General features: G+C 65.0%; 18 protein-coding genes. 12 read left to right on the plus strand and 6 right to left on the minus strand.

The genetic code is table 11. The annotated features are described in order from the left end of the window. Position 1 precedes the first annotated feature (1 nt). Positions 2 to 841 (plus strand): thioredoxin, encoded by an 840-nt coding sequence (gene trxA, locus MFF62_RS19075; RefSeq protein ID WP_238264686.1) that lies wholly within the window; start codon positions 2 to 4, stop codon positions 839 to 841. Between the two features lie 47 nt (positions 842 to 888). Here trxA and MFF62_RS19080 read toward each other — a convergent pair whose 3' ends face one another. Next, a complete protein-coding gene (locus MFF62_RS19080; protein ID WP_238264687.1) occupies positions 889 to 1,362 on the minus strand; it encodes a bacteriohemerythrin in 474 nt (157 codons plus the stop codon). 117 nt (positions 1,363 to 1,479) lie between these two features. On the opposite strand from MFF62_RS19080, the gene MFF62_RS19085 reads away from it, so the two are divergent. Further along, positions 1,480 to 2,058, plus strand: coding sequence for a P-loop nucleotide/nucleoside kinase family protein (locus MFF62_RS19085; RefSeq protein ID WP_238264688.1), 579 nt, complete (start codon positions 1,480 to 1,482; stop codon positions 2,056 to 2,058). A gap of 15 nt (positions 2,059 to 2,073) precedes the next feature. On the opposite strand, the gene tcdA is transcribed toward MFF62_RS19085, so the two are convergent. Next, positions 2,074 to 2,925, minus strand: a complete 852-nt coding sequence (gene tcdA / locus MFF62_RS19090; RefSeq protein ID WP_404990784.1) for a tRNA cyclic N6-threonylcarbamoyladenosine(37) synthase TcdA — start codon at positions 2,923 to 2,925, stop codon at positions 2,074 to 2,076. A gap of 182 nt (positions 2,926 to 3,107) precedes the next feature. On the opposite strand from tcdA, the gene MFF62_RS19095 reads away from it, so the two are divergent. The 5 genes from MFF62_RS19095 to MFF62_RS19115 all read left to right on the plus strand — a co-directional run bounded on the left by MFF62_RS19095 (position 3,108) and on the right by MFF62_RS19115 (position 10,276). Then, a complete protein-coding gene (locus MFF62_RS19095; protein ID WP_238264689.1) occupies positions 3,108 to 5,441 on the plus strand; it encodes an AsmA family protein in 2,334 nt (777 codons plus the stop codon). A gap of 316 nt (positions 5,442 to 5,757) precedes the next feature. Continuing rightward, complete coding sequence (locus tag MFF62_RS19100) at positions 5,758 to 6,972, plus strand: MFS transporter (RefSeq protein WP_238264690.1); 1,215 nt, start codon at positions 5,758 to 5,760, stop codon at positions 6,970 to 6,972. Between the two features lie 121 nt (positions 6,973 to 7,093). Then, entirely contained in the window at positions 7,094 to 7,732 is a 639-nt protein-coding gene (pdxH, locus tag MFF62_RS19105) for a pyridoxamine 5'-phosphate oxidase (protein WP_238264691.1), read from the plus strand. 228 nt (positions 7,733 to 7,960) lie between these two features. After that, on the plus strand, positions 7,961 to 9,202 hold the full coding sequence (locus MFF62_RS19110; RefSeq protein ID WP_238264692.1) for an SAM-dependent methyltransferase: 1,242 nt from the start codon (positions 7,961 to 7,963) through the stop codon (positions 9,200 to 9,202). A 15-nt stretch (positions 9,203 to 9,217) separates the two neighbouring features. Next, positions 9,218 to 10,276, plus strand: a complete 1,059-nt coding sequence (locus MFF62_RS19115) for a DUF72 domain-containing protein (protein WP_238264693.1) — start codon at positions 9,218 to 9,220, stop codon at positions 10,274 to 10,276. 15 nt (positions 10,277 to 10,291) lie between these two features. On the opposite strand, the gene msrA is transcribed toward MFF62_RS19115, so the two are convergent. Beyond that, complete coding sequence (gene msrA / locus MFF62_RS19120) at positions 10,292 to 10,834, minus strand: peptide-methionine (S)-S-oxide reductase MsrA (RefSeq protein ID WP_238264694.1); 543 nt, start codon at positions 10,832 to 10,834, stop codon at positions 10,292 to 10,294. A gap of 326 nt (positions 10,835 to 11,160) precedes the next feature. Here msrA and MFF62_RS19125 point away from each other — a divergent pair, with 326 nt between their 5' ends. After that, positions 11,161 to 11,721: a flavin reductase family protein gene (locus tag MFF62_RS19125; RefSeq protein WP_238264695.1), complete on the plus strand. Its 561-nt coding sequence runs from the start codon at positions 11,161 to 11,163 to the stop codon at positions 11,719 to 11,721. On the opposite strand, the gene MFF62_RS19130 is transcribed toward MFF62_RS19125, so the two are convergent. Then, complete coding sequence (locus tag MFF62_RS19130; protein WP_238264696.1) at positions 11,718 to 12,206, minus strand: Lrp/AsnC family transcriptional regulator; 489 nt, start codon at positions 12,204 to 12,206, stop codon at positions 11,718 to 11,720. The two genes, MFF62_RS19125 and MFF62_RS19130, sit on opposite strands and share 4 nt — an antisense overlap. A 157-nt stretch (positions 12,207 to 12,363) precedes the next feature. Between MFF62_RS19130 and kynB the strand changes: the two genes are divergently transcribed. The 3 genes from kynB to kynA are packed head-to-tail and all read left to right on the plus strand — an operon-like array spanning position 12,364 to position 15,185. Next, positions 12,364 to 13,017, plus strand: coding sequence for an arylformamidase (gene kynB, locus MFF62_RS19135; RefSeq protein ID WP_238264697.1), 654 nt, complete (start codon positions 12,364 to 12,366; stop codon positions 13,015 to 13,017). A 32-nt stretch (positions 13,018 to 13,049) separates the two neighbouring features. Then, a complete protein-coding gene (gene kynU / locus MFF62_RS19140; protein ID WP_238264698.1) occupies positions 13,050 to 14,306 on the plus strand; it encodes a kynureninase in 1,257 nt (418 codons plus the stop codon). A 12-nt stretch (positions 14,307 to 14,318) separates the two neighbouring features. Beyond that, complete coding sequence (kynA, locus tag MFF62_RS19145) at positions 14,319 to 15,185, plus strand: tryptophan 2,3-dioxygenase (RefSeq protein WP_238264699.1); 867 nt, start codon at positions 14,319 to 14,321, stop codon at positions 15,183 to 15,185. 82 nt (positions 15,186 to 15,267) lie between these two features. Here kynA and MFF62_RS19150 read toward each other — a convergent pair whose 3' ends face one another. Beyond that, positions 15,268 to 16,077 (minus strand): IclR family transcriptional regulator, encoded by an 810-nt coding sequence (locus tag MFF62_RS19150; protein ID WP_238264700.1) that lies wholly within the window; start codon positions 16,075 to 16,077, stop codon positions 15,268 to 15,270. A gap of 197 nt (positions 16,078 to 16,274) precedes the next feature. Between MFF62_RS19150 and MFF62_RS19155 the strand changes: the two genes are divergently transcribed. Next, a complete protein-coding gene (locus MFF62_RS19155; RefSeq protein WP_238264701.1) occupies positions 16,275 to 17,468 on the plus strand; it encodes an acyl-CoA dehydrogenase in 1,194 nt (397 codons plus the stop codon). A 147-nt stretch (positions 17,469 to 17,615) separates the two neighbouring features. Here MFF62_RS19155 and MFF62_RS19160 read toward each other — a convergent pair whose 3' ends face one another. Next, entirely contained in the window at positions 17,616 to 18,254 is a 639-nt protein-coding gene (locus MFF62_RS19160) for a peroxiredoxin (protein WP_238264702.1), read from the minus strand. Positions 18,255 to 18,516: the final 262 nt, after the last annotated feature.

Here is an 18,516-nt window from a genome sequence, read left to right on the forward strand (position 1 = left end):
CATGAGCGACGTTACCCTTCAGAACTTCGAGGCCGAAGTCATCAACAGTCCCGTACCCGTCCTGGTGGATTTCTGGGCGCCCTGGTGCGGGCCGTGCCGCACGCTGGGGCCGATGCTGGAAAAGCTGGAAGCCGAGGACGGTGGCACGTGGAAGCTCGTCAAGGTCAACGTCGACGAGAACCAGGAGCTGGCCGCCCACTTCGGCGTGCGCAGCATTCCCCACGTGGTGGCTATTGCCGGGGGACAGGCCGTCAACCAGTTCATCGGTGTGCTGCCTGAGTCGCAACTGCGCGATTTCATCGCCACGCTGGGCCCCACCGATGGCGAGGTGGCCGTATTGAACGCCCGTGAACTGGCCGCCGCTGGTGACCACGACGGTGCGCGGGCAGCCTGGCAAGCGGCGCTGGAACTCGATCCGGAAAACGATGAGGAACGGCTGGCGTATATCAGCTTCCTGCTCGACGGCGACCTGATCGACGCAGCGGAAGCCGAGTTTGGCCGCCTGACGCCGCGCGCACCGCAGGAAGACGCCTACGCGCCGCTGCGCACGCGCCTGGACGCGATGAAGGGCCTGGACGCGCTGCCCGATGGCGCCGAGCTGAAGGCCCAGGTGGAGGCCGATCCGGCCAATGTGGCCGTGCGACTGGACCTGGCCAAGGTGCTGATCGCGCGCCGCGAATACGAACCGGCGCTGGTGCAGTTGATGGAGATCGTGCGCCGCGATCGCGGCTTTGAAGACGACATCGGTCGCAAGACCATGCTGTCGGTATTCGAGTTGATGGCGGATTCGCCAGAAGTGGTGTCGAAATGGCGCCGGCAACTCAGCACGGCGCTGAACTGACCCGCGCATGGCGGCGGGATGTGCCCGCCGCCGCCAGGCATCAGGTATCAGGCAGCGGGTGCTTCGACCAGCGAGAACCCGTTGGCCTTCATGTGTTCGACCATCATCGCGTCCATCGACTTCACGTGATTGTCGAACCAGCCTGACAGTTCATCGACGAGGCGGCGGCCCAGCGACAGTCCGCCCTTGCCCGGCCCCTCCGGATCTTCCATTTCCTGCGCGATCTTGTCGCGCACGGCCTGCACCACCTGCAACACACCCTTGTGCTCGTTGGTATGGCAGAAGCGCGGCCCGAACTGCATCGCCTCCATCCACTGCTCTTCCTGCTCGAAATGATGGCGCGTGTGGTCGATCCACGCGTCGTACGCGGCCAGGAAGTTCGCGTCGTCGGCCTTTGCCACCACGTCCAGCAATTGCAGGAACTCTGCATGCGTGGCATCGGTGACGGGCTCGTCCAGGCGAAGTTCGTCGGGCAAGCCTTCCGAGGAAAGACCTTCGTAGGGGTTCCGTGCAGCAGACATGGATCTGGAAGTTTTTCTTTGAGATAAGCGGCAAGGATACCGATTTCACGACAGGTCGATCTGATTTTCCGCAAAGAACGGTATGCTTTGACGCTCATGCCTTCAGCAGAGCCTGCCATGCCCCGACTGATTTTCTTCTGCGGCCACGCCGGCACCGGCAAAACCACACTTGCGCACCGGCTGATCGGGCCGCTGATGCAGGCCACCGGCGAACCGTTCTGCCTGCTCGACAAGGACACGCTCTACGGCCGCTACAGTGCCGCCGCCATGCGGGCCATCACTGGCGACCCCAACGACCGCGACAGCCCCGCCTATCTGGACAACCTGCGCGATCCCGAATACGAGGGCTTGCTGGACACCGCGCGCGAGAACCTGATGCTGGGCATCAGCGTGATCGTCATCGGCCCGCTGTCGCGTGAAATCCGCGCGCACCTGCTGACCGATCCGCACTGGCTGAATGTACCGGCGGGCACCAGCACGCAGATCCTCTGGGTTCATCTTCCCGAGGACGAGGCGCACGCGCGCATCATCGCGCGCGGCAATCCCAACGATGCGTACAAGCTCACCCACTGGGACGCCTACCGTGCGCGCCGTTTCGTGCCGGACCCGGCCGACTATCCCGAGCTGATCTTCTTCGACAACCGGGCGCCCGACGATGCCGCCATCGACGGCCTGCTGCGCAAGCTGGCGGGCTAACCCCGGCCGCTGACCTCAGCCCGCCGCGAGCGCGCTGATCACGGCCGACGCGGCCACGAAGCCGAACACTGCCGTCACGGCCACCGACGAGCCAAACCCGGCACACGCCAGACCCTGCGGACCGGGACGCGGCGCGGGCGGGATCTCGTCGATCTCGCACGCCTGCTGCTCGGGCTCGGGGTAGCGCAGCGGTTCGTCGGAATACACGGCCTGGATGCCGAACTTCTTCTTCGGGTCGCGCGGAAAGCCAAACTGCCGGCGCAGGTTGCCGCGCACCTTGGCCAGCAGCGGGTCCTGGATCGTGCGGGCCAGGTCCTCGATGCGCACGCGCGTCGGGTCGAGCTGCCCGCCCGCGCCGCCGCACGTGATGACGTTGACGCCCGCACCGCGCGCCCAGCCCAGGATCGCGGTCTTGACCTTGACGGCGTCGATGGCATCGATCACGTAGTCGAAGCCGGACAGCATGCCGGCCACGTTCTCCTCGGTCACGAAGTCGTCAACGGCCGTCACCACGCAGCGCGGGTTGATGTCGCCGATCCGCTCGGCCATGGCGTCGACCTTGGCGCGGCCATAGGCGTCGCCCAGCGCATGGATCTGCCGGTTGGTATTCGATGCCGCGATGTGATCGAGGTCGATCAATGTGATGTGGCCCACCGCATTGCGTGCCAGCGCCTCGGCCGCCCAGCTACCCACGCCGCCGATACCGATCACGCACACGTTGGCGGCCTCCAGCCGGGCCAGGCCGTGTGCGCCATAGAGACGGGCCACGCCGCCAAAGCGGCGATGGTAGTCGTCGTCGGCGGGGCTTTCGTGAGACAGCGGTGCGGGCAGGTCCTGCTCTGCCAGGGGCATGGGCGTGGTGGTCATGGTGGATTTCTGGAAACTGCCGGCATTCTATGCCAGCGGCCGGCATCCTTCAGGACGGAAAAATAGGTTTCACGACGACCGCAATGTCAGCCGGAGGCCGACAACGGCACGCCGCTGCCATTTCTACAATACCAATGCAGTGGTCGATCCGCCGCACGGCCGCCAACAGGAGTTCACCCCTCATGCCCGCCTCGCGTCGCCAGAAAGTCGTCTTCTGGAGCGTGTTCACGCCACTGGCGCTGATCGCGCTACTTGTCATCCTCATCCTGACCTTCGATTGGAACCGGCTCAAGCCGTGGCTCAACGACAAGGTGTCGGAATCCATTGGCCGCCCGTTCGCCATCAACGGCGACCTGACGGTCACATGGAAAAAAGCCCAGGGCGAAAGGGGCTGGCGTACGTTCGTGCCCTGGCCGCGCCTGTCCGCCAAGGACATCACGGTGGGCAACCCCGACTGGGCCAAGGCGCCCAACATGGGTTCGATCCGCGAACTGATCTTCATCCTGCGTCCGCTGCCGCTGCTGGCCCACGAGATCAGCGTGCCCACCATCGTCGTCGACAGCCCGGCCGTGTGGCTCGAACGGCTGGCCGACAAGCGCAACAACTGGACTTTCGACATGGGCGAAAAGACCGACTCGGGCCAGTCGAAATGGCATCTCGATGTGGGCGAGGTGGTGCTTCAGCGCGGCAACCTGTCGGTCAGTGACGCCGCGGAGAAGATCGAACTGCAAGCCACGCTGGACACCGTCGGCGACCAGGCCCTGTACGACAAGGCGCGCGACGGCGTGCTGATGCCGTCGGACGCCTCGGCGGTGGCGGCGTCGCAGGGCTTGGCCGCCGCGTCGGCGCCGGACGCCAATGCGCGCGACAACAAGGCCAGTACCAAAGCAAACAACGACGACCGCTACGGCATCCGCTGGAAAGCCGTGGGGCACTACAACCAGGCCACCATCAACGCCAACGGCAAGGCCGGCACGGTGCTGAGCCTGCGCGACGCGAACACGCCCTACCCGGTGCAGGCCGATGTACGCGTCGGTGCCACGCGGGCAACCATCGAGGGCACGCTGACCAATCCCGCGCACTTAGGCGCGCTCGACGTGCACCTGACGCTGGCCGGCGACAGCATGGCGTCGCTCTACAACCTGACCGGCATCGTGCTGCCGTCGACGCCGCCGTATGAAACGCGCGGCCGGCTGGTGGCCACGCTGAAGAAGGGGGCGTCGACGTACACCTATCGCGACTTCAGTGGCAAGGTGGGCGGCAGTGACATCGGCGGCACGCTCACGTTCGCGCAGCGCTCGCCGCGTCCGTTGCTGTCGGGCGAACTGGTGTCCAGGCAACTGCTGTTCGCCGACCTGGCGCCGCTGATTGGCGGCGGGGCCAAGCCGGGACAGGCCGCCAAGGACAGCCCGGTCAAGCAGCCGGCCAACAAGGCCCTGCCGGTGGCGCCGTTCCGTACCGAACGCTGGGACGAGATCGACGCCGACGTGAAGTTCACGGGCAAGCGCATCGTGCGCGACGAGGATCTGCCGATCACTGACCTGACCACTCATCTGAAGCTCAACGATGGCGTATTGCTGCTCGATCCGCTCAACTTCGGCGTGGCCGGGGGCAACCTGGTGTCCACGATCAGGCTCGACGGCAAGCGCGAACCGATGGGCGCCATGGTCGACATGACCGCGCGGCACCTGAAGATCAAGCAGTTGTTCCCGAAGGTGGAAAGCGCGCGCGCCAGCATCGGTGAGGTGAATGGCAGCGCCAAGCTGTCGGCCACGGGCAACTCGGTGGCGGCGCTGCTGGGTTCGTCCAACGGCGAAACCAAGCTGCTGGTCGAAAACGGCACCGTCAGCAAGTTCATTCTCGAAGCCATCGGGCTGAACGTGGGCAGCGTGGTGATCTCGAAGCTGTTCGGCGACAAACCCGTGCAGATCAACTGCGGCGTCAGCGCGTTCGGCATCCAGAACGGCATTGCGCGCGCCCAGACGTTCGTACTCGATACCCAGGACGCCGTCATCACCACCGAAGGCGCCGTCGATTTCAAGGACGAACGCCTGGCGCTGACGATCCACCCCGACTCCAAGGGGCTGCGCATCATCTCGCTGCGCTCGCCGCTCTATGTGGGCGGCACGTTCAAGAACCCGTCGGTCAGCCCCAACATCGCCATCCTCGCGCTACGGGCCGGCGGCGCGCTGGCGCTGGCGCTGACGGCCCCGGTGGCGCTGGTGGTGCCGCTGCTCGACATTTCGCCCGGTGGCGACGAGAGCCAGTGCGCCACCCTGCTGGCCGAACTCAAGAAGCGCCCCACCGCGCCGCCGCCCGGCAAGACCTACCAGGGGCCGAACGCCCCGAAGGGCCAGCAGCAGGCGGGGCCGGCCGTGCCCGAATCGCCGACGAAGTCCGACGCGGCACGCGGCGAGCCCGCCCCGCCGCCCACCAGGCCACGGATTCCGGCGCCGACGGTGCAGCAGAATCCGTCGCGTCCGAACAACGACAAACAGCTCTACCAGGGCGGCTGACGTCCGCCCTTCCCCGCAAGCCCCGCCTTCGCTGGCAGATCCGCAACACTTCTCCCACAGTGTTGCGGATTTGGCACGCCCCTCCCACGCCGATGTTGTGCATCTTCCACTGCCAGTCGCATAATCGACTGGTCGTTGATTAAGCAAGCAATTAATGAACAACGACACGCAACGCCATCAGCGGCTGGCTTTTTGAGCCGCCGGTGCCTTGTAAGGTGCGGCTTCGGCCGCACTGATTTTCTTTTTCGCGCGTCTTATCGTCCGGATCGGAGACCCTTGCCGGCGGCGCGAACCACTCCCAGCCCCGCCCCCTGCCATGACGTTGCCTTATGCCGCCGTCCCCCCGATCAGTTGGCTGATCGCGCTGACGGTGTGCAATCACGTGGCGTTCAACGCCAGTCGTGTCGTCGTTTCCCTATTTGCCATCTCGCTCAAGGCGTCCACGGTCACGCTGGGCATCCTGATGTCGCTCTACGCGCTGCTGCCGATGTTCCTGGCGATTCGCGCGGGCAAGCGCATCGACGAGATCGGACCGCGCCTGCCGATGACGGCGGGGTCACTGATGGTGCTGGCCGGCACGCTGCTGCCCGCCGTCTGGCACGACATTTCTTCGCTGTACGCGGCCTGCGCGCTGATCGGGGTCGGCTTCATGCTCGTGCAGGTGGCCATGCAACTGCTGATCGGCCAGGTCTCCACCAACGAGACCCGGCTGCGCAACTACACGTGGCATGCGCTCGGGCTATCGATCTCGGGCACGCTTGGCCCCGTGGCCATGGGTTACACGATCGAGCACGCCGGATTCCGCGCGGCGTTCTGCATCCTGGTGGGCGTGGCGCTGCTGGGCCAGGCCGGCCTGCAGTACGTGCGGCCCCGCCTGCCGGCCGTCGGCGGCAATGCCGGGCGCATCGCCATTGACGACGGCACGCGCCATTCCACGCTGGACCTGCTGCAGCACCCCGAACTGCGCGCCGTGTTCGTCGCCAGCGCGGTGCTGTCGGCAGCATGGGACCTGCACGCGTTCCTGATTCCAATCCAGGGCACGCGCATCGGGCTGTCGCCGTCGATGATCGGCTGGGTGCTGGGGGCCTTCTCCATCGCCACGCTGGCCATCCGGGTGGCCATGCCGATGGTGTCGCGCCATTTCTCCGAATGGAAGATCATCCGCCTGGCCCTGCTGGTGGGCGCGCTGGCGTACCTGGTCTATCCGTTCGTGTCGCATTTCTGGCTGATGTGCGGCCTGGCATTCGTGCTGGGCCTGGCCCTGGGCAGCGCCCAGCCCAACGTGATGAACATCCTGCACACGGTGTCGCCGTCGGGCCGCGCCGGCGAGGCGCTGGGACTGCGTTCGGCCGTACTCAATACGAGCCAGGTGGTCTGGCCGCTCACGTTCGGCGTGGTCGGCACCGCGCTGGGCATGCTGCCCATCTTCCTGTCGATGGCCGGCGCGATGGGCATGGCCAACTACTATTCGCGCCGGCAGACACGCAAGGTCGCCGCGCCCGAACTGACCGATTCGGCAAGCGGCCACTAACCCGTAAAACGGCCATTCCGCATTGCCTTGGCGCAAATGCGCTGTGCGGCGCATTCGCTATACTCGAAGCATCCCCGTCCGCATGCGGCCCTGCATGCGGACCGACTCTTCGACATGCGATATGACCCAACTCGCCGACCTGCGCCGCAACTACATGCTGAGCGCGCTATCCGAAACCGATGTGGCGGGTGATCCGATCCGCCAGTTCCAGACCTGGTTCGACGAGGCCATGCAGGCCAAGCTGCCCGAACCGAACGCCATGACGCTGGCCACGGTTGGCGCTGACGGTCAGCCGTCCGCGCGCATCGTGCTGCTCAAGGGCATGGACGAGAACGGTTTCACGTTCTTCACCAACTACGAAAGCCGCAAGGGCCTGGATCTGGACGCCAACCCGCGCGCCGCGTTGCTGTTCCACTGGGTACAGCTCGAACGCCAGGTCCGCGTCGAAGGCGTGGTCGAGAAGGTGCCCGATGCCGAGAGCGATGCCTATTTCGCGTCGCGTCCGCTGGGTTCGCGCCTGGGCGCCTGGGCGTCGGAGCAGAGCCGCGAAGTGGCCGGCCGCGACGTGCTGGAGGCGCGCGAGGCCGACTTCCGCAACCGCTTCGGCGAGAATCCGCCGCGTCCGCCGCATTGGGGCGGCTATCGCGTGCGACCTACCTGGATCGAATTCTGGCAAGGCCGCCCGTCGCGCCTGCACGACCGCATCGGGTTCCGCCAGCAGGCCGACGGTAGCTGGCAGATCGTGCGCCTGTCGCCCTGAGCCGGCGTCTCGCGTCAGTTTCTGTCGGCATGGCTGAATCCGTGAAGTGCAGGGGTACGGGGACCTGCACTGCACAATTGCGTATTTTGGCGTAAAGTTGTTGAGTCGCCGCACCGGCCATGCATCGGTGCGCCCCCAGGCCAGTGCTGCGGTTCGTCACGCAGTATGCGCAGCCGACCGTGGGGCATTTCATTCGAGAGGAAAAACAACCAATCGGGAGAAAGCCGCATGTTCTTCAAGCAAGCCATCGACAAACAACTCGACAGCTGGATTTCCGATCTGCGCCAGCATGCCAACCTGCCGGTCAAGATTCGTCTCTGGAACGGCAAGGAATACCAGCTGGGCAATTTCGAAAAGCCCGAAGTCACGCTGACGGTACGCGAGGCGTCCGCCCTGCCCCTGCTGCTGATGCCAAGCCTGGATAACCTGGGCGAAGCGTACGTCCAGGAAAAGATCGACTTCGATGGCCGCCTGACGGACATCATCAAGGTGGGCTACGGCATGTCCACCGCCGCCGCACGCAGCGCCGGTGGCGCGCTGGCCAAGGTGGCGCAGCAATTCACTCATAGCAAGGCCGAGGACAAGGCGTCGATCCAGTACCACTACGACGTGTCCAACGAGTTCTACCAGTTCTGGCTCGACCCGCGCATGGTCTACTCCTGCGCTTACTTCGAGGACGGCACCGAGGACCTGGCCACCGCGCAGCTCAAGAAAATCGACCACATCCTGACCAAGATCCGCGTGCAGCCCGGGCAGACCCTGCTCGATATCGGCTGCGGCTGGGGTGCGCTGGTCATCCGCGCCGCGCAGAAGTATGGCGCGCACTGCGTGGGCATCACGCTGAGCCAGAACCAGTTCGACCTGGCCACCGAGCGCGTGAAGGAAGCCGGACTGCAGGATCGCATCGAGGTTCGCCTGCAGGACTACCGCGACATCCAGGGCCAGTTCGACCGCATCACCAGCGTTGGCATGTTCGAGCATGTGGGCAAGGACAACCTGGTGGACTACTTCGGGCGCATCCACGACCTGCTCAAGGACGACGGCGTGGCCATGAACCACGGCATCACGGCCACCGACCCCGACAGCGGCGAGGTGCCGCTGGACGGTTCGGGCTTCATGGACCGCTACGTGTTCCCGCAGGGCGAGCTGCCGCACATCAGCATGGTCCTCAACACGATGGCCAAGGGCGGGCTGGAAGCGTTCGACGTCGAGCTGATGCGCCGGCACTATGCCCAGACGCTGCGGCACTGGGCCGACAACTTCGAGACCAATGCCGACGCCATCCGGGCCGTGGTGGGCGAGAAGAAATATCGCATCTGGCGCGTGTACCTGGCCGGTTGCGAGCATGCGTTCACCAATAGCATCATGTCGTTGCACCAGGTGGTGTGCCAGAAAGCCGATCGCAACGCCGATACATTCCCGATCTCGCGGCGCTATATTTACGCCTCTCCGATCGGCAACGCCGAGTGACCTGACGCTTGAAGCTTGACTGACACCCTTGACCTGTTCGGCGATGCCACGGCATCGCCGGAAACCCCGCCCCGGCCCGCCGCGGCTGGCCATCCCGAAAAGAAGCAGCCCGTTGGCAAGGTCGTCCAGCCCTGGACGGCAGATGCCACGCTGACGGCGCTTGGGCAAAGCCTGCCGGCGAACCTGTACTTCGGCACATCCTCGTGGTCGTATCCGGGCTGGCACGGCCTGGTCTATGACGGCCAGTACACCGAGAGCCTGCTGTCCCGCAAGGGTCTGCGCGCCTGCGCCCGGCATCCGCTGCTGCGCGCGGCAGGCATCGACCGGGGCTTCTATGGCCCGATCCCGATTGCCGACTACATGAACTACGCGTCGCAGGTGCCCGAAGGCTTCCGCTTCCTGGTCAAGGCACCGGCCAGCGTGTGCGATGCATGGCTGCGCGGCCCCGATGGCGCGGGACGCCTGGCCAATGCGGCGTTCCTCGACCCCGAGATCGCCATCCGCGATTTTGTGGTGCCAGCCACGAGCGGGCTGGGCCAACGCTGCGGCCCGCTGCTGTTCCAGTTGTCGCCGCTGCAAAGCGTGGCCGACGACGGCCCGTCGTTTTTCGCCCGGCTCGACGCCTTCCTGGCCGCGCTGCCGCCACTGGACCCGGCGTTGACGCCGTACGCCTGCTATGCCGTGGAAATGCGCGATTCGGCGCTGCTGACACCGCGCTATATCCGCCTGCTGCGCGAACGCGGCGTGCGCTTCTGCCTGGCCGCGCGCGACCGCCTGCCGCCCGTGCCGCGCCAGGCGCAGGCCCAGTCATTGATGGACGACGGCGCGCCGGGCCCGCTGGTGCTGCGCTGGATGCTGCGCGAGGGCCGCTCCTATGCGATGGCCGAAAAGGCGTTCATGCCCTTCGACAAGCTCGCGGACCCCGACGACGAGACGCGTGACGCCATCGCCGACGTGGTGGCCCGCACGCTGCGCACAGGCCAGCCGGCCTACGTCATCGTCAGCAACAATGCAGAAGGCTGCGCGCCGCTCAGCATCGCGCGGCTGGCCGCAGCCATTGCCGACCGGCTCTAAGCCAGCGCGCCCGGCCTAGCGTCGCATGCGGTGCGCGTAATCGCGGCGGAATTTCGCCAGCTTGGGTGTGATCACAAACGCGCAATATTCCTGTGCCGGATGCTCCTGGAAATAGTTTTGATGGCTCGCCTCGGCCCGCCAGTACGGCTGCGCGGGCTCCAGCTGCGTGACGATCGGGGCATCGAACACCTTGTTGGCCACCAACTCGCCAATCACGTACTCGGCCACGGCGCGCTGCGCCTCGGAATGCGTGAAGACGATGGAGCGATACTGGGTGCCCACGTCGTTGCCCTGGCGATTGAGCTGCGTGGGGTCGTGGATCGAAAAGAAGATCTCGAGGATCTCGCGGAACGTGATCGTGGCCGGGTCGAACGTCACCCGCACCACTTCGGCGTGTCCCGTGTCTCCTTCGCAAATCTGCCGATATGTGGGGTGGCTGACATGGCCGCCGGTGTACCCCGACTCCACGGCGCGCACGCCGTCTACCTGCTGGAATACCGCTTCCAGGCACCAGAAGCACCCGCCGCCAAGCGTGGCGATTTCGAGTTCACGATCCATCTGCTCGCTCCTTTTCCCATTCAGGGATGTCCAATGCCGCGCCGGCTCGTGCGGGCATCGAATTTCCAGCATAAGCAATGCCCGCGCGTGCTGCCGTCAAAAATGAAACAAGCGCTATCAAGAATCCCTCATGAGAGCCGCATGCGCCACTCAGGGGCGCCATGTCATAAGTCCGCTACAATCGCGCAATCAGCGCGTGACCGGCAGCACGCACCGTGTGTGTGCCAAGGCACCGAAATTGCCGCGCCCGTGGCATAGGTTTGGCCAATTGAATGCGCGCAGGCCATCCCGATATGAAGATCATGGATTTATGTGGAGCCCAAGACATGGGCATGCTTGAGGCCAAGGACCTGGCCAAGGCCAGGCGCAAAGCCGCCGCCCCCGATTTCGACAACGAGCACTTCAGGCGCGCGCTGTCGCAATTCGCCACCGGCGTGACGGTGATCACCACGCGCACGGACGGGCATCCCAATGCCAACGGCGCTCCGTTCTGCGGCATCACGGCCAGTTCGTTCAATTCGGTATCGCTGGACCCGCCGCTGGTGCTGTGGAGCATGGGCACGCGCACCAACAGCCTGCCGATGTTCCGCAACGGCTCGCACTACATCATCAACGTGCTGGCGGCGTCGCAGCTCGACCTGTGCAAGCGCTTTGCCACGCTCAAGGGCGACCGCTTCGCGGGGGTCGACTACCGGCTGTCCGAGACCGGCCTGCCCATCCTGGCCAACGCGCTGGCCTGGTTCGAATGCCACAACCGCAGCCGCTACGACGAAGGCGACCACGTGATCTTCGTCGGCGAAGTGGAGCGCTGCGGCATCCTCGACGCTGGGGGCCAGCCACTGGTCTTCCACGGCGCCGCGTTCTCGACGCTCCAGCCCCTCGACTAAGCGGCCGGCGTCCCTGCCTCTTTCAGGATCGCCAGCGGCGATCCGTCCGTCTTGATCCGCTGCAGCACGATGTTGGAGCGGATATCCATCACACCGGGCGTGCGATACAGCCGGTTCACGATGAAATCGGAGTAGTGCTTCAGGTTGCGCGCCTGCACCCGCAGGATGTAGTTGCTGTCGCCCGTGATCACATAGGCCGTCAGCACTTCGGGCCAGGTCTGCACGACCGCGTTGAACGTGTCATGCCAGCCCTCCACGTCGTGCCGCATCGACACCTGCACGATCGCCTCGATCTCCAGCCCTAGCTGCTCGGCATCGAACCACGCCTTGTAGCCGCCAATCACCCCGTTTTCCTCCAGCAAGCGTACCCGTCGCAGACACGCGGATGGCGATAACGCCACACGATCGGCCAGGTCCTGGTTACTGATGCGGCCGTTCTCCTGAAGGGCGGTCAGGATGCGCAAATCAATCGGATCGAGGGTCATTTCGCAGAATCCACGGTTTTTTGTCTTGCCCACACAATTTTATGCGAAAGATGCCGCCATCCACAGGTCATTTCGCAAGCCTCTTTTTTGAGGTTTTGACTATGATCCCCACACGCACCGCGTCTTCAGAAACGCGCCCCGGAGATCGAAAGTCACCATGCAGAACGCCCCCGTTTCCACCCCTTCGCGCCGCATCTGGGATATCACCCCGCCGGTGTCGAATGCCACGCCCGTATGGCCTGGCGACACGCCCTTCCGGCACGAGCCCGCCTGGCAGCTGGACGAACACTGTCCGGTCAACGTCGGCCGTATCACAATGTCCCCGCATACGGGCGCTCATGCCGATGCCCCGTTGCACTACGCGGCCGATGGCGCGCCGATTGGCGACGTGCCGCTGGACGCCTATCTGGGCCCCTGCCGCGTCATTCACTGCATCGGCGCCGCGCCGCGCGTGGAGCCGCACCACATCGAACCGGCGCTGGCCGACGTGCCGCCGCGCGTGCTGCTGCGTACCTACCAGCGCGTGCCGCTGGCGAACTGGGATTCGTCGTTCTGCGCCGTGGCGCCCGAGACCATCGCGCTGCTGGCGCGCCTGGGCGTGAAGCTGATCGGCATCGACACGCCGTCGCTCGACCCCGAAACCTCCAAGACGATGGATGCCCACCACGCGGTGCGCGACCACCGGCTGGCCATTCTCGAAGGCATCGTGCTGGACGACGTGCCGGCCGGCGACTACGAACTGATTGCGCTGCCGCTGCGACTGGCCACGCTGGACGCCAGCCCGGTGCGCGCGGTGCTGCGCGAACTCTGATTTCTTCCGAACACCTGACAAGACGACAAAGCATGACCAACCTGACACGCGAACGGTGCCAGGCGCTGGACCGGGACGACCCGCTCCGCGCGCTGCGCGAACAATTTGCCCTGCCCCAGGGCGTGATCTACCTCGACGGCAATTCGCTGGGCGCCCGCCCGCGTGCCGCCGCCGCGCGTGCCGCCGAGGTGGTCAGCAGCGAATGGGGCGATGGCCTGATCCGTAGCTGGAATACCGCAGGCTGGTTCGACATGCCCGGCCGGCTGGGCAATCTGCTGGCGCCGCTGATCGGTGCCGGGCACGATGAAGTGGTGGTCACCGATACCACGTCGATCAACCTGTTCAAGGTGCTGGCCGCCGCGCTGCGCGTGCAGCAGCAACGTGATCCGGCGCGCCGCGTGATCGTGTCCGAGGCCAGCAACTTCCCGACCGATCTCTACATCGCCCAAGGCCTGGCCGACCTGCTGCAGCAAGGCTACGAAGTGCGCCTGGTGAACAGCCCCGACGAGATCGACACCGCCGTCGGCGCCGATACCGCCGTGCTGATGCTGACCCACGTCAACTACAAGACCGGCGAGATGCTCGACATGGCCAGCCTGACCGAGCTGGCCCACGCCCGTGGCGTGCTGACCGTCTGGGACCTGGCCCACTCGGCTGGTGCCGTGCCCGTGGACCTGACCGCCGCCAAGGCCGACTACGCCATTGGCTGCACGTACAAGTACCTGAACGGCGGCCCGGGATCGCCGGCCTTTGTCTGGGCCGCGCCCGCGTTGCGCGACCAGTTCTGGCAGCCGCTGTCGGGCTGGTGGGGCCATGGCGCGCCGTTCGCGATGTCGTCGCAATACGCCCCGGCCAAAGGTATCGGCCGCTTCCTGTGCGGCACGCAACCGGTGACGTCGCTGGCGATGGTGGAATGCGGCCTCGACATCTTCGCGCAGACCAGCATGACCGCGCTGCGCGCGAAGTCGCTGAAGCTCACCGACCTGTTCATCGAACTGGTGGAAGCACGCTGCGACAAGCACCCGCTGACGCTGGTCACGCCGCGCGCGCATGCCAAGCGCGGCAGCCAGGTCAGCTTCGCCCATCCCAATGGCTACGGCCTGGTGGCCGCATTGATCGAGCGCGGCGTGATCGGCGACTATCGCGAGCCCGGCATCGCCCGTTTCGGTTTCACGCCGCTCTACACGAGCTTCACCGAGGTCTGGGACGCCGTGGAAATCATGCGCGACGTGCTGGACAGCGGCGCCTACCGGGACGCGCGCTTTGCCGTGCGGACCGCGGTGACCTGAGCGGAGGGCATCATGAGCGAATCGAAGGGATGCCCGATGGGGCACGGCGCCGGCGACGACGCGCGATGGCATGGCGCACAGATGGATTTCTCGGGCGACATGAGCTACGGCGACTACCTGGGCCTGGACCAGATCCTGAACGCCCAGCACCCGCTGTCGCCAGACCACAACGAGATGCTGTTCATCGTCCAGCACCAGACCACCGAACTGTGGATGAAGCTGATGCTGCACGAACTGCGCGCCGCCCGCGACGGCGTGAAGAACGATCAGCTACGCCCCGCATTCAAGATGCTGGCGCGCGTGTCGCGCATCATGGACCAGCTGGTGCAGGCGTGGAACGTGCTGGCCACGATGACGCCGCCGGAGTATTCGGCAATGCGCCCCTACCTGGGCGCGTCGTCCGGCTTCCAGTCATACCAGTACCGCGAGATCGAATTCATCCTCGGCAACAAGAATGCCGCCATGCTGCGGCCGCACTCGCACCGCACCGAGCACCTGGAACTGGTGGAAAACGCGCTGCGCACGCCGTCGATGTATGACGAGGCCATCCGGCTGATGGCCCGCCGTGGCTTCAGCATCGACGCCGACGTGGTGGAACGCGACTGGACCCAGCCCACGCAGTACAACGCGTCAGTGGAGGCCGCCTGGCTGGAGGTCTATCGCAATCCGTCGGCGCATTGGGAACTGTACGAACTGGGCGAGAAGTTCGTCGACCTGGAAGACGCGTTCCGGCAATGGCGCTTCCGCCATGTCACGACGGTGGAACGCGTGATCGGCTTCAAGCGGGGGACCGGCGGGACCGAAGGCGTCAGCTATTTGCGCAGGATGCTGGATGTGGTGCTGTTTCCGGAGTTGTGGAAGCTGCGGACGGATCTTTGAACGCAATGACTCGCCCCCTTGGTTTTCTCCCCTCTCCCGCGTTGCGGGAGAGGGGAGAAAACAATTGGGATAGGAAAGACGGCTAGCGCCCCACCGGATCCGACAACCTCGCCCCCAGCGCCTGCAACGCCGGCGCCAGCTTTTCCCGGAACGTCTCCTCGCTGACCGCCCCATACGAAGCACTGCAGCTAAGCAAATGCAGATCCTTCTCCCCGACCGGCCGGAACGCCACCGCACAAGCATGGATGGCCGGATGCCAGTCGCGGAACGAGGCGGCATAGCCGTCGCGCTCGGCCTGGGCCAGCGCGGCGCGCGTGGGGGCCTCCTGCTGCTTCCATTGTTCAGGGTACGCCTGCGCGAACTCGGCCAGCACGCGGTCGCGCTTGGCTGACGGCAAGGCGGCAAGGTAGGCGCGCCCCATCGAACTGGACACCAGCGACAGGCGCGACCCGACGCCCAGCCCCAGCATCACGCCGGCATCGTTCCGGATCGATTCCATATAGATGACTTCCAGCCGCTCGCGCTTGCCCAGCGACACCGACACCCCGTAGGACTGCGCGAACGCCAGCATGTGCGGACGCGCCAGCGCCACCACATCGGACGCGGCCAGGTACGAGAACCCAAGCGCCAGCACCCCGGCGTCGAGCGCGTACTTGCCCAGGCTGTCGTCATAGCGCAGGTAGCCAAGCTGCACCAGCGTGCCGGCCAGCCGGCTGACGGTGGCTTTCGGGAAACCGGTGCGGCGCACGAAATCCTGGTTGCCGAGCATGGCCTCGCCCGTACGAAAGCAGCGCAGCAGTTCCAGCCCGCGCGCCAGGGCGGTGACGAAATTCGGATCGCTTTCGCGCTCTTTCTGCACCGGTTCAGCGGCAGCGGCGGTGGATGTGGCCAAGAGGAAACTCCTGATAGTTGGTCGATTGCCGAACGCAAAACGTGGGGGCGCGGATTTCCCCTGTTGCAGCGCGAACCGGTTCAGCTATACTAGCTCATCGGAACAAAGTTCCGCAATGCGGAACCAAGATTTTTTGATCGACCGTATCCACGAAGGCACGAGACGCCTTCGCCGCGCCACCAAAGAAGGAGACCTCCATGGCTGCCAATGCCGAATTCCACTGGGCCGACCCCCTGCTGCTGGACCAGCAACTGACCGATGACGAGCGCATGATCCGTGACGCCGCCGCGGCCTATTGCCAGGACAAGCTCATGCCGCGCGTGCTGCAGTCGTTCCGGAACGAGAAGACCGACGTGGAGATCTTCCGCGAGATGGGCGAACTGGGCCTGCTGGGCCCGACCATCCCCGAACAGTACGGCGGCCCGGGCCTGAACTACGTCAGCTACGGCCTGATCGCCCGCGAGGTGGAACGTGTGGATTCCGGCTACCGCTCGATGATGAGCGTGCAGTCGTCGCTGGTGATGGTGCCGATCAACGAATTCGGCAGCGAAGCCCAGAAGCAGAAGTACCTGCCCAAGCTGGCCACCGGCGAATGGATCGGCTGCTTTGGCCTGACCGAGCCGAACCATGGCTCCGATCCAGGCTCGATGATCACCCGCGCCAAGAAGGTGGACGGCGGCTACGAGCTGAGCGGCGCCAAGATGTGGATCACCAACTCACCGATCGCCGACGTGTTCGTGGTCTGGGCTAAGCTCATGGGCGAAGATGGCAAGGACGCCATCCGCGGCTTCATCCTGGAAAAGGGCTGGAAGGGCCTGACCGCGCCGGCCATCCACGGCAAGGTGGGTCTGCGTACGTCGATCACCGGCGAAATCGTGCTGGACCAGGTCTTCGTGCCGGAAGAAAACCTGATGCCGGGCGTGAGCGGCCTGAAGGGTCCGTTCACCTGCCTGAATTCGGCCCGCTACGGCATCGCCTGGGGCGCGCTGGGTGCGGCGGAATTCTGCTGGCACACCGCCCGCCAGTACACGCTGGACCGCAAGCAGTTTGGCCGCCCGCTGGCCGCCACGCAGCTGGTGCAGAAGAAGCTGGCCGACATGCAGACCGAGATCGTGCTGGGCCTGCAAGGCTGCCTGCGCCTGGGCCGCATGAAGGACGAAGGTACCGCCGCGGTGGAAATTACCTCGATCATGAAGCGCAATTCGTGCGGCAAGTCGCTGGACATCGCCCGTGTTGCACGCGACATGCTGGGCGGCAACGGTATTTCGGATGAATTCGGCGTGATTCGCCACGTGGTGAACCTGGAAGTGGTCAACACCTACGAAGGCACGCACGACATCCACGCGCTGATCCTGGGCCGCGCCCAGACTGGCCTGCAAGCCTTCTTCTGAGCGGACGCGCAAAGAAAAACGCCCGGCTGGAAAGCCGGGCGGAAGCACACTACCAAGGAGACGACGGGCACGACCCCGCCGTTTTACGACAACGGTAAAGCAGTACTGAGCCGGGCCGGGGCCCCAAGCCCCGCGCCCGGCTTTTCTTTACTTGTTCGGCTGCGGCGTCAGGCGCAGGTACGGACGCACCGCCTTGTAGCCCTTCGGGAATTTCTGGCGGATCACCTCTTCGTCCTTCAGCGACGGCACGATGACCACGTCATCGCCATCCTGCCAGTTGCCCGGCGTGGCCACGCTGTGATTGTCGGTCAGCTGCAGCGAATCGATAACGCGCAAGATTTCATTGAAATTTCTACCGGTACTTGCAGGATAGGTAATGATCAGCCGCACCTTCTTCTTCGGATCGATCACGAACAGCGAGCGCACGGTCAGCGTCTCATTCGCGTTCGGATGAATCATGTCGTAAAGCTCGGACACCTTGCGGTCGCTGTCGGCCAGGATCGGGAAATTCACCGACGTGGACTGCGTCTCGTTGATATCGCTGATCCAGCCTTTATGCGACTCCACGCTGTCCACCGACAGGGCGATGGCCTTCACGTTGCGCTTGCCGAATTCTTCCTTGAGCTTGGCGGTCAGGCCCAGTTCGGTGGTGCAGACCGGCGTGTAGTCGGCCGGGTGCGAGAACAGGACGCCCCAGCTGTCGCCGAGCCAGGCGTGGAAGCCGATGCGGCCCTCGCTCGATTCTTGCTCGAAGTCCGGTGCGATATCGCCAAGACGCAGTGCCATGAAAGAAATCTCCAGAAAAACTTTACGGAAGTAAGAAAAGGTATATGCAGGGGAACCAGCCTAGCTGGATTGCCTTCCAACCCAAACGAATATAAAGTCACTACAAAATCACTCGAAGTCATAAAGACCGTGGTGATCGGGCCTGGATCCCCATTTTCGGGGGCAAGAAACCGTCGTTTCACCGGCCCGTAGCGTGACATGGATATTGCATGTGCTGGCGAGCTTGAAACGATGGCCGGCCGCCACATATGCTACGTGGAAG

The sequence above is a fragment of the Cupriavidus pauculus genome (assembly GCF_022179805.1).
Lineage (GTDB): Bacteria > Pseudomonadota > Gammaproteobacteria > Burkholderiales > Burkholderiaceae > Cupriavidus > Cupriavidus pauculus_E.